This is a genomic window from Vibrio gazogenes, assembly GCF_002196515.1.
GTDB classification, from domain to species: Bacteria; Pseudomonadota; Gammaproteobacteria; order Enterobacterales; family Vibrionaceae; genus Vibrio; species Vibrio gazogenes_A.
Window position 1 is genome coordinate 2,566,826 of record NZ_CP018835.1, and the last position, 15,076, is coordinate 2,581,901.

Below are 15,076 nucleotides of genomic sequence, written 5' to 3' on the forward strand. Positions count from 1 at the left end.
CATTTATATGTAAGTTTGCTATTCTGCATCAACCGTTTGGCCTCCTCGGCTAAGATAATTTGAGTTTGTCTCTGCACGGAGTGCCAAGTTTCCAAGGACGTTCGTTCCTATAGCTATAATAAAGTGAATGAACCGCAATGAGAGGAAAAAGTCGTGCTTGAAGCCTATCGTAAACACGTCGAAGAGCGTGCCGCAGAAGGAGTTGTTCCTAAACCTCTGGATGCTGAACAAGTTTCTGGTCTGGTTGAGTTATTAAAGTCTCCTCCGCAAGGAGAAGAAGCATTCATTCTTGATCTGCTTGAAAATCGTATTCCCCCTGGTGTTGATGAAGCTGCTTATGTCAAAGCTGGTTTTCTTGCTGCTGTGGCAAAAGGAGAAGTGACCTCTCCGCTGATTGACCGAGTCAAAGCAACTGAGCTGCTGGGAACGATGCAAGGTGGATACAACATCGAACCACTGGTTTCTTTTCTTGATGATGAAACATTAGCCCCTACAGCTGCGAAGGCTTTATCTCATACGCTGTTAATGTTCGATGCTTTCTATGATGTCGAAGAAAAAGCTAAAGCAGGAAATACCTATGCTCAACAGGTGCTTCAATCTTGGGCTGATGCTGAGTGGTTCTTGTCGAAAGAAAGTATGCCTGAAAAGGTAACCTTGACTGTATTTAAAGTGACCGGAGAGACCAATACTGATGATTTGTCTCCGGCACAAGATGCATGGTCTCGTCCTGATATTCCTGTTCATGCTTTAGCAATGCTCAAAAATGAGCGTGAAGGCATTGAACCCGATGAAGTTGGGAAAGTCGGCCCTGTCAAACAAATGGAAGCGCTGTTGAAAGATAAAGGACATCCACTGGTTTATGTCGGTGATGTCGTCGGGACGGGTTCCTCACGGAAGTCAGCCACGAACTCAGTGCTATGGTTTATGGGCGAAGACATTCCTTATGTACCGAACAAACGTGCGGGTGGTTATGTTCTCGGTGGTAAAATTGCACCGATTTTCTTTAACACCATGGAAGATGCGGGCGCATTGCCGATCGAAGTCGATGTTTCCAAGCTCAATATGGGCGATGTGATCGATATCTACCCCTATGAAGGCAAAGTTTGTGAACACGGTACCGATAAGGTGTTGGCTGAGTTCAAACTGAAAACCAATGTCCTGATTGATGAAGTGCGTGCCGGTGGTCGAATTCCACTCATTATCGGCCGTGGTTTAACCGATAAAGCACGTGAATCTCTTGGTCTTGAAGCATCGGATGTTTTCCGTCGTCCTTCACCAGTGAAAGACAGCGGCAAAGGCTTTACTCTGGCTCAGAAAATGGTTGGCAAAGCCTGTGGTGTTGAAGGCATTCGTCCCGGTACTTACTGTGAACCGAAAATGACAACTGTCGGATCGCAAGATACCACCGGTCCAATGACGCGCGATGAATTGAAAGATTTGGCGTGTCTCGGTTTCTCGGCTGACTTGGTGATGCAGTCATTCTGTCATACTTCGGCTTATCCGAAGCCTGTTGATGTGAATACGCATCATACCTTGCCTGATTTTATTATGAATCGCGGCGGTGTTTCGCTTCGTCCGGGTGATGGTATCATCCACTCATGGCTCAACCGTATGTTGTTACCGGATACAGTCGGAACTGGTGGTGATTCACATACTCGTTTCCCTCTGGGGATTTCTTTCCCGGCAGGGTCTGGTTTGGTTGCGTTTGCTGCTGCAACGGGTGTTATGCCGTTGGATATGCCTGAATCGGTCTTGGTGCGTTTTAAAGGTAAGATGAAGCCGGGCATTACGCTGCGTGATTTGGTTCATGCGATTCCTTATTTTGCGATTCAGGATGGTCTGCTCACGGTTGCGAAATCAGGCAAGATCAATGAATTCTCAGGCCGGATCCTCGAAATTGAAGGTCTGGAGCATTTAACTGTTGAGCAAGCGTTTGAGTTGTCTGATGCTTCCGCTGAACGGAGTGCTGCGGGTTGTACGGTGAAACTGTCTCAAGAGTCGATTGAAGAGTATCTGCAATCGAACATTGTGATGCTTAAATGGATGGCTTCTGAAGGTTATGGTGATGTGCGGACGATCGAGCGTCGTGTGCGTGCTATGCAAGAATGGCTGGATAAGCCAGAAATGATGCATGCCGACGACAATGCCGATTATGCACACGTGCTGGAAATCGATTTAGACGATATCAATGAGCCGATTTTGTGTGCACCAAACGATCCGGATGACGCCCGTTTACTGTCAGAAGTACAAGGTACACCGATTGATGAAGTCTTTATCGGTTCTTGTATGACGAACATTGGCCATTTCCGTGCCGCGGGTAAACTGCTGGATAATTACTCTGGTCAGTTGGAAACACGCTTGTGGGTAGCGCCGCCAACCAAAATGGATAAAGACCAACTGGTTGAAGAAGGCTATTACGGTATCTTTGGCCGTTCTGGCGTTCGGATCGAAACTCCTGGGTGTTCTTTGTGTATGGGGAACCAAGCCCGAGTTGCTGATAAATCAACGGTGATGTCTACTTCAACGCGTAACTTCCCGAACCGCCTTGGTGCTGGAGCGAATGTTTTCCTTGCTTCTGCGGAGCTATCAGCCGTTGGTGCAATATTAGGGCGCATTCCAACCACGCAAGAGTACCTTGAGTACGCTGCGAAAATCGATGCGACTGCTGCGGATACCTATCGTTATCTGAACTTCCATAAGATGAATCAGTATACCGAAAAAGCAGACACCGTGATTTTCCAAGAGCCTGCATAAGCTCTGGTTCTGTTCAATAGAGAATCCCTCCGCATGGAGGGATTTTTTTATCAGAAATTTCTTTCTCTTATATCCTATTTTGATGCCCCGCTGAGCGATTGTCTGTGAACAATGATACGGATGTAGGAGGATAGATACCTGTATCTGATGCGACTTCCGTATATACTAGGGGCGGTTTGAATGGGTCTTGATGAATCTCAGTATTATGGAATTTGAATTTAGAAAAAATATTTTATTAGGTGAGTATTACGCTGCATTTAATATGGAGCACGCAGTTATTTCCCGTTTTCTTGAAGATGAACTAGGTGCGGATCGCACAATGATTGAGCAGGTTTTACAATTGCTGCAATCCGCATATCAAGATGATCTCACTGAACAAGTCTGGTTTGGCAGAGAGATATCACTCAAGATTCTGGAAGGAGAAGTGACGATTTTTGAAAATACCCTGACACATGCCAATCATCATGATTTTGAAGATGAATTTGAGTTATATGAAAGTGAAAGTATTGCGACCTGCGGTCTCGATGATTTCGAATCGATGCTTATGCAATGGCAACAGTTTACGCAGAATTAATCATCTTCAGTCCACATCAATCGTTTTATCCCGAAACAAATCATTTCATCTTGCACAACCGTGGTGAGCTTTTCGAAACCCGCTTTATTTTTGTGAAATCAATGCACCTTATTGGTGCGTTGATGGTTGGCTTTTACTCCTGTTGTTAACTTTATCGATTATAATCAATTAGTTAAAAAGTTGGCACGTACCTTGGATTCAAGAGTCAGTAACCGGAGTACAGCTCGAGAGAGGACGCCATGAAATTAATTAATGCAATTATAAAACCTTTTAAATTAGACGATGTCCGTGAGGCCTTATCTGATGTGGGGATCGAGGGAATGACCGTCTCAGAAGTGAAGGGATTTGGTCGTCAGAAAGGCCATACCGAGCTTTATCGTGGCGCCGAGTATCAGGTTGATTTTCTACCGAAAGTTAAACTTGAAATCGCAACACAGGGAGACAATGTTGACCGTGTCGTTGAAGCCATCATGAAAGCTGCACACACAGGAAAAATCGGTGATGGTAAGATTTTTGTTTATGATCTGAGCCAGGCGGTGCGAATCCGTACCGGTGAAACAGATTCAGAAGCACTTTAAAAGATTCTAAGGATTGGAGAGACTATTATGGAATTATCAGTAACAGTAACGGAGTTACGTTACGCGCTTGATACCTTTTACTTCCTCATTTCGGGCGCACTGGTCATGTGGATGGCTGCTGGATTTGCAATGCTGGAATCTGGTTTGGTTCGTTCAAAGAATACCACTGAGATTCTGACGAAGAACTTTGTATTATACGCAATTGCTTGTACTTTATATCTCATCGTCGGCTATCACATTATGTATGTGGATAATGCTGACGGCGGTTGGTTGCCTTCATTTGGTGGATTGATCGGCTCTCAAGCTGCAGATGCAGACCACTCTTTAGAATCAGATTTCTTCTTCCAGGTTGTGTTTGTTGCAACAGCGATGTCCGTTGTTTCTGGCGCGGTGGCTGAGCGGATGAAGCTGTGGGCATTCTTGATTTTCTCTGTGGTCCTGACTGGCTTTATCTATCCTGTTGAAGGTTATTGGACATGGGGTGGTGGTTTCCTTTCTGCTGCTGGTTTCAGTGACTTTGCAGGCTCAGGTATTGTTCACATGGCTGGTGCCGCGGCTGCTTTAGCGGGTGTTTTGCTACTGGGTGCCCGCAAAGGCAAATATGGTAAAAATGGTGAAGTTCATCCGATTCCGGGTTCAAACATGCCGTTGGCAACACTGGGAACCTTTATTTTGTGGTTCGGCTGGTTTGGTTTCAACGGCGGTTCACAGTTGATGATTTCGGATGCTGCCAATGCGTCAGCGGTCGGTAAGATCTTCTTGAATACCAATGCTGCTGCGTCAGCAGGCGCATTAGCCGCGTTATTAGTTTGTAAAACCACTTGGGGTAAAGCGGATTTAACCATGGTACTGAACGGTGCGTTGGCTGGTTTAGTTGCGATTACGGCTGATCCACTTTCTCCGTCGCCAATGTACTCGGTTGCCATTGGTGCTGTTGCCGGTGTGATTGTTGTCTTCGCGATTGTCGCGTTGGATAAATTAAAAATCGATGATCCAGTGGGTGCGATTTCAGTTCATGGTGTTTGTGGTCTGTTTGGCTTGATGGCTGTGCCTGTCAGCAATGCGGATGCATCATTTGGCTCTCAATTACTGGGTGCGGTGGTTATCTTTGCTTGGGTATTCGGAGCCAGCTTGGTTGTTTGGGGGATCCTCAAAGCAACCATGGGTATTCGTGTCACAGAAGAAGAAGAGATGGAAGGAATGGACATGCACGACTGTGGTGTCGGTGCTTATCCTGAATTCGTGACTGCGAAATAAGTTCTCTCTATCGAGATAAAAACCTGTCCTTCCTGGACAGGTTTTTTTATGTTGCTGAGCTAAGAATTAAATCGTAATGATGGATAAAATTAATTGCTTGCTTGGTAAACGGCGAACTTATTGGTTTTAGCTAGCGTGTCACAGTTCCCCAGAGCTTGTTCAATCAGTGGGGGATATTTAAGGAAACTGTTGGCAACAATCGATAACTTGCCTTGTGGTTTCAGATAATGAGGGGACTGAGTCAGGAATGTTTCACTGGCATGATAACTTGTCCCCAGTCCGGAATGAAACGGTGGGTTACTGATGAGATGATCATAACGATCGGTCACATCTGAGTAGATATCTGATGGGAAAACGTGACCACTCAGCCCGTTTGCAGCCAGCGTTGCTTTACTGGATTCAATCGCCAATGCACTGACATCACACATCGATAGGGTGACTGATGGATATTGTGCGGCAATGACAGTACCAATGACACCGGCACCACATCCGAAATCTAAGACATCGCCATGCATGTCGGATAGATTATCTAACAATAGCTGACTGCCAAGATCTAACTCTCCATGGCTGAACACCCCGGGCAGACTTTTTACGATGAGCGCTTTTTGCTGATAATTGACGGTGTAAGTTTTAAACCACTCTTGCATATTGAACTGCTCCGGCGTCTGGCTACATTCTCCCCAGTAGAAAGAGCAGCGACGTGCCGCATCATATTTACGAATGATTCCGTAGGATGCGAATAATGTTTCAACGCTTTTTATACCGGAGCGATTCTCACCGACCACCACAATTTCAGTGCCCGGACCGAGTTTGGTCATGAGCATCGCAAGCAGGTATTCTGCTTCCTGCTTCGCTTTTGGCCAGTAGAGCAATACCATATCGGCATGACAGTCATCACTTAATATCGCGCCAAAGTAGGCCGTAACGTTTGAATCGTCCGCGATCTGCCGATAGTAGCCATAGTGTGTGGTAAAGATGGCGACAGACTGACAGGTCTGTCGCAGTTGCAGGGGAAACTGATCTTCGATCTCGCCTGCAACCAGAAGATGTTTTCCCTGAAAATAGGAGAGTTGACGTTCAGCAATTTGGCTTGGGGCTGAATTCTGTGCTGAGAAATATTCGCTCGACATGATTGTGCTCTACATTCGGTATCACAAAAAGAGGCGCGATTTTCTCACAATCTGTGGATAGCTTGAAGTCATTTAACTTTTATCCTGTCGGTTCAGAAATGACTGGAACTCTTCTTCATAGATATTGAACAGCACAATGGTGATTGCAAAGATCAGGGGACCGTAGATTAATCCCATCAGACCAAACAGATGAATGCCACCAAGTAATGAGAAAAAGATCATGAGGGTATTCATCCCCGAGCTTCCTTGCATCAGAAAGGGGCGTAGTAAGTTATCGATTGAGCCGACCACCACGATACTCCAGACTGCGAGGAAAATCCCCCAGGAAATATCGTTGGTCAGCAACAGATAAGCACTGGCCGGTATCCATATCAATGCGGTACCGACAATCGGAATAAAGGAAGCAAAGCCTATCATCGTCCCCCAGAACAGACCGGGGAACCCCGCAAGCCACATGCCGATACCTCCGGCTACACCCTGTGCGAGCGCTGTCAGAAAGGAGCCCATCACCGCTGATTTAGACACTTTTTCTATCTCTTCCAGCAACCGATCCTCTTGGCTACGAGAGAGAGGCAGAACATGGCGCAATGTGGTGATGATTTTTTCATAATCGCGTAGCAGGAAAAACAGCACAAACAGCATCAGGAAAAAGTCAATGATGAATGCTGTCGCATCACCAACGAGCTTGGCGCTGAAGCCGACAAGTTCTGTACCAGCTTGACTCGACATTTTGGCCGCTTTTTCTGCAATCGCGGCTGGATCGATGGTATCGAATGGCAGGTAGGTATTCGCAAAATCCATTGCTTTGACAACCCAAGGATGATTGAACACTTCCTGAATACCACCGTGAGTCACCCACTGATAAAGCGTCTGTGAGAAACGAGCGCCTTGTTGAGCTATGGCACCAAACACCAACAACAGTGGCAGTACAATAATAAAAGTCAGAATGATACAGGATAAAAATGAAGCGAAATTTCGATAAGGATTCAGCTTACGTTCCAAATATTGGTGAAGCGGATAAATCAGTAAGGAAATAATAAAAGCCAGCACAATCGAATTGATATAGGGCTCAATGAGTAGATAACATGCGATGGCTGCAACAAGCAATGCCGCGACAATCACTCGATGACTGGAAATGGTATTCACGTTATGTCTACCTTCGATGACTTATATTTCAGATATAGGTTTGTATCATGACGACAATTCAGATTGTTATCAATCATCGGCATGTTAGAAATGGTAAACACCTGCCATAAATTGTCTTTATTCAGCTATTTTAGGGACGAATCTGATAAAGAAAAGGCGCTCTGGTGGGAGCGCCTGAAATGTAGTTATCGTGAAATCACTTAGTCATTTGCCATCATGGCGAAACAACGATCAACGGCTTCTAATGTTGCTTCGATTTCCTGAGAGGAGTGCGCCAGAGAAGTAAAACTGGCTTCAAACGCTGATGGGGCCATATAGACACCATGATCAAGCATCAGATGGAAGAAGCGTTTAAACTTCTCAACATCACAACGGGCGACATCTTCATAGCAAGTCACTTGTTGTTGATCGGTAAAGAAAAAGCCAAACATTCCACCGACCTGATGTACCAGCAGTGGAATACCATGTTTGTCAGCGAAAAACTTAAAACCATCTGCAATCTGTTTGGTTTTGGATGTCAGGCGTTTTTCGTTGCCTTCTTCTTTTAACAGACTAAGACATGCATAACCGGCAGCCATCGCGACTGGATTTCCAGAGAGTGTTCCTGCCTGATAAACAGGGCCGGTTGGGGCGATATATTGCATGATCTCTTTTCGGCCACCAAAAGCACCGACAGGCATCCCGCCCCCAATGACCTTACCTAATGTGGTTAAGTCAGGTTTGATATTATAGTGTGCTTGCGCACCGCCTAAGGCAACCCGGAAGCCCGTCATGACTTCATCAAAAATCAACAAGGCACCGGCATCATCACAGAGGGTTCTGAGCCCTTCAAGGAAGCCTTCAACTGGTGGAATGCAGTTCATGTTACCGGCAACGGGTTCGACAATAATGCAGGCAATTTCGTCTTTGTTGGCATCGAATAAGGCTTTGACTGAATCGAGATCATTAAAACGAGCCGTTAATGTGTATTTGGCAAAGTCAGCAGGCACTCCGGGAGAGCTGGGCTGGCCGAGTGTGAGCGCACCAGACCCGGCTTTGACCAGAAGACTATCAGCATGGCCGTGGTAACATCCTTCGAATTTGATAATTTTATCGCGGCCAGTATATCCGCGTGCCAGACGGATGGCACTCATGGTCGCTTCGGTGCCTGAGTTGACCATGCGTAACTGTTCCATCGATGGAACGAGTTGTGAAACCAGCTCAGCAATCGCTATTTCTTGTTCAGTCGGTGCACCAAAACTCAATCCTTTTTGTACCGCGCCAATCACCGATTCACGAATGACGCCATGATTATGACCTAGAATCATTGGCCCCCATGAACCGACGTAGTCGATATAAGCTCTACCATCAACGTCAAAAACGAATGGACCGTCTGCTCTGTCGATAAAAATCGGCGTGCCACCGACACCATTAAAGGCGCGTACTGGCGAATTTACACCACCGGGAATGGTGGTTTGTGCCTGTTGATATAGATCAGATGATTTGGTCATGGGGATTATCCTCTTTTGAGTGGTTGGACCAACTTGGCAAGCATTGTACTATTCATCGTTCGAAGAGAAATATTTTTTTCGATTTTTTCCCGAAATGCCAATAGATGAACACACTTTGTTACTGAATTTATCTCTGTTCAGCGGGTTGTACTGAATGATACCAAGGTTTTATGCGGCCGAGGCTATCACATCACAGGGGGCGGTTGGGGAAGACTCATTGCCATCTGAAAAAGAAAGTTCGTTTGATGTATGCGGTGAATACTTGAACGACTCAGTCAGGTATTAGATAATCAAGGCGGATAATAAAGTATATCTGATGCAACAATGTTGACTGTGGTTCCGTTGACTGAAACTATGTTAGCAAGAGATATCGAAGCATGAGAGAGGTCGTTGTGAGTGATTTAAATATACCGCTGACATTTTCTGATGCGGCAGCGAAGCGCGTGAAAGCGTTAATTGCCGAAGAAGAAAATCAGGAGCTCAAACTACGGGTTTATATTACCGGTGGTGGTTGTAGCGGTTTTCAGTATGGATTTACGTTTGATGAAAATGTAAATGATGGGGATATGACTATCGAAAATTGTGGCGTCACATTGGTGGTTGATCCAATGAGTCTGCAATATCTGATTGGTGGCGAGGTCGATTATACCGAAGGACTTGAAGGGTCTCGCTTTTTCGTCAATAACCCAAATGCGACAACCACGTGTGGTTGTGGTGCCTCATTTAGTGTCTGACGCTATCTCATCCTGATGAACCATGTCGGATCGTTGTATTCGAGCCGACATGGCTGTTCTGTGTTCAAATTCTAACGGGTTACACTGTCCATCGATACTGCCCAATCATATGGTTCAAAGCTCGACGAATATCATTCTGACTCACAATTGTTGTGTAACGCAGCGATGCCTTAACGTTTGGCGTACATCAGATGACTGAAGCGTTCTAGCTGTTGTAATCTGATTTTAGCATTGGCGATGAATGTCCGTTTTGATTGCCCCAAAAGTGATGCCGATTGAGGAAGAGACACTGTCCGCGGATTTTTGTGTACACCATGAACGAGGAATTCGTAGTGCAGGTGTGGCCCTGTGACTCGGCCTGTACCACCCAGGGCACCGATTTTTTGCCCTTGTTTCACCCGTTGGCCGGTTTTTACATATCGGCGTTTCAGGTGAAGGTATTTGGTCATATAGGTATTACTGTGTTTGATAAAGACATAATTCCCGTTGAAGCGGTTATAACTCGACTTCACGACGACACCATCACCGGCTGCCCAAATGGGTGTCCCGACCGGGGCGACATAATCGGTGCCGCGATGAGGTCTGACTCTGCCAGTAACCGGATGCAGCCTGCGTGGATTGAAGTTTGATGAGACACGACGAAAATCGAGCGGGGAGCGCAAGAATGCTTTTTTCATGGCACGCCCATTCTCATCATAATAATCACCATTATCATCGTTGATAATCGCTTTAAATGTTGTCCCCTGATTGGTAAACGTTGCGGCAATGATATTGCCCTTACCGACAATTTCACCTTCGACCACTTCTTCCAGATAAAGCAGGCTGAATGTATCTCCTTTGCGAATATCCAAGGCAAAGTCAATGTCCCAGCCAAAAATACCAGCCAGTGCCATAATTTGATTTGGGGTTAAGCCTGCATTGACCGCAGCATTCCAGAAGTTCGATGTGATTTGGGCTTCAGCGTAATTATATTGATAGTGCACTTCCTTTTTATCTAATTTGGCGGTAAAGCCATGCTCTGACTTGGTAATCATAAACGCTTCGTAGGTCGAAAGACTTCGTCGCAATTGCACCAGTTGATCATTTTCATCAAAGCCGAAGCTGAGTTCGTCTCCGGGGCGGAGTCGGGTGAGTTGTTGTTTGATCTCCGGATCACTAGCGGTTAATTCATACAAGAGGCGAGATGATAGTCCGATACGCTGAAATAAAATGGCTGCACTTTCTCCGGACTTTACCTGATATTGTTCCCATCTGAGCGTTGCTGTCGGTGCAATCGCTACTCCGGGAGAAAGCGCTTCTGCATTGATTGAGAGTGGATAATGACGACCGATTTCAAGATGTTTTTCTTTTCCTTGAAGCTCTTGGGGATTGGGCAGAAAAAAAATAGCGATCACGATTAAAGCGGAGAAACACCCAATCAGTGTTTGATGTAATCGTGGCAGACGAGCAAAAATAGACAACATATAGACAGCGTTTTACCGATGGTTCATAAAATCCTTAGAACAATAGTTTAACTGGTTTCAAAATGCATCGCTATTCAAGTAATATGTCTAACTAATAAATTTCTGCCAAATTTGTGGAGTGAACGAGAATGGCGACAATTGAAACCGCATTAGCTGAAATCAAGCGCGGTGTTGAAGAGTTGATTCCTGAAGAGGAATTAATCGCAAAACTGAAAGAAGGCCGTCCGTTAAGAATTAAGTTGGGTGCCGATCCAACTGCACCGGATATTCATTTGGGCCATACTGTTATCCTGAATAAGTTACGCGCATTTCAGGATCTGGGACATGAGGTGACTTTTCTTATTGGTGATTTTACCGGTATGGTTGGTGATCCGACAGGTAAAAATACCACGCGCCCGCCACTGACCCGCGAAGATGTAATTCGTAATGCTGAAACATACAAAGAGCAGGTTTTTAAAATTCTCGATCCTGAAAAAACAAAAATTCAGTTTAATTCCGAGTGGCTTTCTCAATTAGGAGCCGAAGGCATGCTTCGTCTGGCAGCTAATCAGACGGTTGCCCGCATGTTAGAACGGGATGATTTTAAAAAGCGTTATCATAGTGGTCAGGCGATTGCGATTCATGAATTTATGTATCCGCTCCTGCAAGGCTATGATTCCGTAGCGATGGAAACAGACGTTGAGCTGGGTGGGACAGACCAAAAGTTTAATTTGCTGATGGGGCGTGAATTGCAAAAAGCACACGGTCAAAAACAGCAGGTTGTACTGATGATGCCACTACTCGTTGGTTTGGACGGCGAGAAGAAAATGTCGAAGTCGGCTCACAACTATATCGGCATCGATGAGGCGCCCAGAGAAATGTTTGGCAAAATCATGTCTATTTCCGATGAATTGATGTGGAGTTATTACGATTTGTTGTCATTCCGACCTATTTCTGAGATCCAGCAATTCAAGTCAGATGTTGCAGCTGGTAAGAATCCTCGTGATATTAAAATCTTGCTGGCGAAAGAAATCATTGCACGTTTCCATGATGAAGCAGCAGCGGATGCGGCTGAGCAAGAGTTCATTGCACGGTTCCAGAAAGGTGCTATTCCTGATGAGATGCCTGAGTTCACATTTGCATCCGGTATTGCCATCGGCAATATCCTGAAGGATGCAGGTCTGGTGGGTTCAACATCGGATGCGATGCGGATGATTCGTCAAGGCGCTGCCAAAGCGGCTGGTGAAAAAATCCAAGATACCAAATGGATTCCTGAGCATGGCACCTATGTGCTGCAGGTTGGCAAACGCAAATTCGCCCGTGTGACCATTCAGTAAATATCGTCCAATAAAGCCTGATGTTATGAGTCAGGCTTTATATTTGAGAGGTACGATTTCTTTTGCTGACTCATCTGAATGATATCCCGATACAGTTGTTCTTCAAACTGTTCTAGTGGTGACGGAGCCCGAACAGTTTCTGCTTTATCATCAGGGAAGTAGTCGGTGACAAACTGGACGAAAAGTACCTGAGGCTGCCCTTTTTTATCCAGTCCATATCCCGCCATATTATAACTGCCATATAGCGAGCCGCTTTTAGCACTCAAATGACCTCTGACAACCGAAGAACGCATACTTTTCCGGTATTTCAGCGTACCGCTTTGTCCTGCAACCGGTAACAACTCAATCAGATGAAGTGATGCATCATGCTGCCAAATATAATGTAAAACCTCAGCCATTTGATTGGCGGTGACTCGGTTATTGCGTGACAACCCAGAACCATCAACCAGTTGTGCACTTTTAAGGTCAATGCCCGCTTTGGCATATAAGATTTGTTTGATTGCTTCTGTGCCGTTGGCAAAACTGCCCGCCTGAACAAAAAATTGATGACCCAATGTTTTTGTCACATTATTCGCAATCAGGTTATCAGACTCTTTCAACATCGTATCAAGTAACGCAACGAGTGGTTGAGATGTATGCTGAACCAGAACTTGTTGTAATGGCTTTGGGGGACGTCCGACGAGCACTTCTCCGGTGAGAGTGATCCCTAGCTGATTGAGAATTCTGTAAACGATACGAGTCGCGTAAAGGCTGGGATTCTGGATCGCAAATTTTAAGGGGAGCGGTGAATTTCGCTGAACCAGACATCCTGAAAGGCGATAGTTGTTTTCGGCACGACTACGTAGCTCAAGATCGCACAGCTGTTGTTTTTGTTCTTGTGATGATACGGTTTTCGCCTGAGTTGTTACATAAATGGGGTATTGTTCAGGAATATAAACACGAGTGTTGCCATCTTTTTGTGTATAAATTGAGCCGGGCACACAGTTTTCGTCTAACACGATGACACTCGACGGGGCGCTGTAACATACCCCCAAAATGTCCCACGGCCAGCCGACAGCCCTTTCATAGCCGCTAAATAACGAATTATCGAGCCACAAGTTACCCTCAATTTTTTTGATACCTTGCTGTTTCAACGTCACAAACATGTGTTTCAAGTCATAGGTTGTGAGCTGTGGATCACCACTAAATTGGAGCACCCAATCATGGTCTGCTTTGCCTAATAAAGTCTTGAAACGAAATTGATCGCCCAGTTCTAATTTAGCCGCCAGCGCAGTAATCAGTTTCATGGTGCTGGCGGGGGGATAGAATGACTGACTATCGGTATCGACTTCTCGCAGGGGCGTATCCAGTTGTTCAACAATCAGAGCGGTTCTGCTGGTCGGTGGTAACAGACTGGCATAAGGTGTCGCCTGAGCAGCGCACAATTCAGCGCTCAGAATAAAACAGGCAATAGTAAACAGAAGTGTCCGTAGCACAAAGTAATCCAATCTATCATCATGTCATGCGACTAGTATAACCAGATAAAAAAACGCCCGCTAGCGCGGGCGTTTTAAGCGTATTGAATCTGGTTCAGATTAGAAGTCGTAACGTAGACCTACAACCATATCATCTTCAGTACCATTATCACCAATTGCGCCACCGGTGAGGTTAACATCATCTTTATCAAGCATATTGATGTTGTAAGACACATAGCTGCGGAAGTTTGGCTGGAAGTAATAAGCAACTTCTAGAGCAAGATAATTAGCTACATCTTTATCTGTTTCGCCATAGTTATATGTGGCAATCAGTTTAGTTTTGTCAATGGTATAAGAAGCTGCAAGTTCATAACCATCGTAGTCATCAGCACCAGCTGCATCGAAGTCGATATGGCTGTACAACGCTGACAGGTATAGGTCATTCAGGGTATAAGCAACAGTGGCAACGATTTGATCGTCATCATTTTGTGCACCGTAACCTAAACCTAAATCAACACCGATATCTGCCAATGCATAAGTTGCGGACAGACCATAACCATCTTGATCATTATTATCAATAGTGTTAGTTGTGCCGTTCTCAACACGGTCAGCGAAACGATATTCAGCAAAAATATTCAGATTGTCAAATGAACCAGCATATTTTAATTGGTTATCAACACGATCAAGCACAGTAAGTTTTTTAACTGCGTTGTCACCGTGATATGACATGATATCAGTAAAATCAGACAGTGGAGTCAGAACACCATCTTGTTTACCATAAGTGACTAAACCGTATGTACCTCCCAGACCTGCATAGGTATAACGATCTTCAACTTTACTGTCTCTATCGTTTCTTACGTCACCTGCATCATCACCATCAGCAGATGTGAATTGGCCTTCAAAATAGCCTAAGCCATACAGGTTATCGTTGATTTCTTGCTTACCTAAGAAACCCAAACGAGCACGAGATTCGTCTGCTGCATCGCCATCTTTCAGAGAAAGAATAGCTTCGACACGTCCTTTCATCGTTAGGGATGTGCCGTCTTGGTTGTATAGTTCACCAGCGTTCACGCCAGTTGCCACTGCAGCACCTGCCACTGCAAGAGCGATCAGAGTTTTTTTCATCTTGTTAATCCTAAAATTTACTGTCCATAAACGTTGAAGAACATAATCGGTCTAA

The 15,076-nt window shown here is 45.2% G+C and carries 12 protein-coding genes; 6 read left to right on the top strand and 6 right to left on the bottom strand.

The window, feature by feature from the left end; genetic code table 11:
- Positions 1 to 153: 153 nt before the first annotated feature.
- The 4 genes from acnB to BSQ33_RS11705 all read left to right on the top strand — a co-directional run bounded on the left by acnB (position 154) and on the right by BSQ33_RS11705 (position 5,163).
- Positions 154 to 2,754 (top strand): bifunctional aconitate hydratase 2/2-methylisocitrate dehydratase, encoded by a 2,601-nt coding sequence (gene acnB / locus BSQ33_RS11690; RefSeq protein ID WP_021020596.1) that lies wholly within the window; start codon positions 154 to 156, stop codon positions 2,752 to 2,754.
- A 205-nt stretch (positions 2,755 to 2,959) separates the two neighbouring features.
- Positions 2,960 to 3,328: a YacL family protein gene (locus tag BSQ33_RS11695; protein WP_027694227.1), complete on the top strand. Its 369-nt coding sequence runs from the start codon at positions 2,960 to 2,962 to the stop codon at positions 3,326 to 3,328.
- Between the two features lie 239 nt (positions 3,329 to 3,567).
- Positions 3,568 to 3,906: a P-II family nitrogen regulator gene (gene glnK, locus BSQ33_RS11700; protein WP_021020598.1), complete on the top strand. Its 339-nt coding sequence runs from the start codon at positions 3,568 to 3,570 to the stop codon at positions 3,904 to 3,906.
- Between the two features lie 27 nt (positions 3,907 to 3,933).
- On the top strand, positions 3,934 to 5,163 hold the full coding sequence (locus BSQ33_RS11705) for an ammonium transporter (RefSeq protein ID WP_021020599.1): 1,230 nt from the start codon (positions 3,934 to 3,936) through the stop codon (positions 5,161 to 5,163).
- An 89-nt stretch (positions 5,164 to 5,252) separates the two neighbouring features.
- On the opposite strand, the gene rsmC is transcribed toward BSQ33_RS11705, so the two are convergent.
- From rsmC to hemL, 3 genes are all read right to left on the bottom strand, one after another.
- A complete protein-coding gene (gene rsmC / locus BSQ33_RS11710) occupies positions 5,253 to 6,293 on the bottom strand; it encodes a 16S rRNA (guanine(1207)-N(2))-methyltransferase RsmC (protein ID WP_088134143.1) in 1,041 nt (346 codons plus the stop codon).
- 72 nt (positions 6,294 to 6,365) lie between these two features.
- On the bottom strand, positions 6,366 to 7,439 hold the full coding sequence (locus tag BSQ33_RS11715; RefSeq protein WP_021020601.1) for an AI-2E family transporter: 1,074 nt from the start codon (positions 7,437 to 7,439) through the stop codon (positions 6,366 to 6,368).
- A 200-nt stretch (positions 7,440 to 7,639) separates the two neighbouring features.
- A complete protein-coding gene (hemL, locus tag BSQ33_RS11720) occupies positions 7,640 to 8,929 on the bottom strand; it encodes a glutamate-1-semialdehyde 2,1-aminomutase (protein WP_021020602.1) in 1,290 nt (429 codons plus the stop codon).
- A 392-nt stretch (positions 8,930 to 9,321) separates the two neighbouring features.
- On the opposite strand from hemL, the gene erpA reads away from it, so the two are divergent.
- Positions 9,322 to 9,663: an iron-sulfur cluster insertion protein ErpA gene (erpA, locus tag BSQ33_RS11725; RefSeq protein WP_027694229.1), complete on the top strand. Its 342-nt coding sequence runs from the start codon at positions 9,322 to 9,324 to the stop codon at positions 9,661 to 9,663.
- Between the two features lie 170 nt (positions 9,664 to 9,833).
- On the opposite strand, the gene BSQ33_RS11730 is transcribed toward erpA, so the two are convergent.
- Complete coding sequence (locus BSQ33_RS11730; RefSeq protein ID WP_021020604.1) at positions 9,834 to 11,126, bottom strand: peptidoglycan DD-metalloendopeptidase family protein; 1,293 nt, start codon at positions 11,124 to 11,126, stop codon at positions 9,834 to 9,836.
- A 128-nt stretch (positions 11,127 to 11,254) separates the two neighbouring features.
- Here BSQ33_RS11730 and tyrS point away from each other — a divergent pair, with 128 nt between their 5' ends.
- Positions 11,255 to 12,442: a tyrosine--tRNA ligase gene (gene tyrS / locus BSQ33_RS11735; protein WP_088134144.1), complete on the top strand. Its 1,188-nt coding sequence runs from the start codon at positions 11,255 to 11,257 to the stop codon at positions 12,440 to 12,442.
- 23 nt (positions 12,443 to 12,465) lie between these two features.
- Here tyrS and dacB read toward each other — a convergent pair whose 3' ends face one another.
- Together dacB and BSQ33_RS11745 are read right to left on the bottom strand one after the other, a co-directional pair.
- Positions 12,466 to 13,917 (bottom strand): serine-type D-Ala-D-Ala carboxypeptidase, encoded by a 1,452-nt coding sequence (gene dacB / locus BSQ33_RS11740; protein WP_088134582.1) that lies wholly within the window; start codon positions 13,915 to 13,917, stop codon positions 12,466 to 12,468.
- A 99-nt stretch (positions 13,918 to 14,016) separates the two neighbouring features.
- Positions 14,017 to 15,021, bottom strand: a complete 1,005-nt coding sequence (locus tag BSQ33_RS11745) for a porin (protein ID WP_088134145.1) — start codon at positions 15,019 to 15,021, stop codon at positions 14,017 to 14,019.
- Between the last annotated feature and the right edge of the window lie 55 nt (positions 15,022 to 15,076).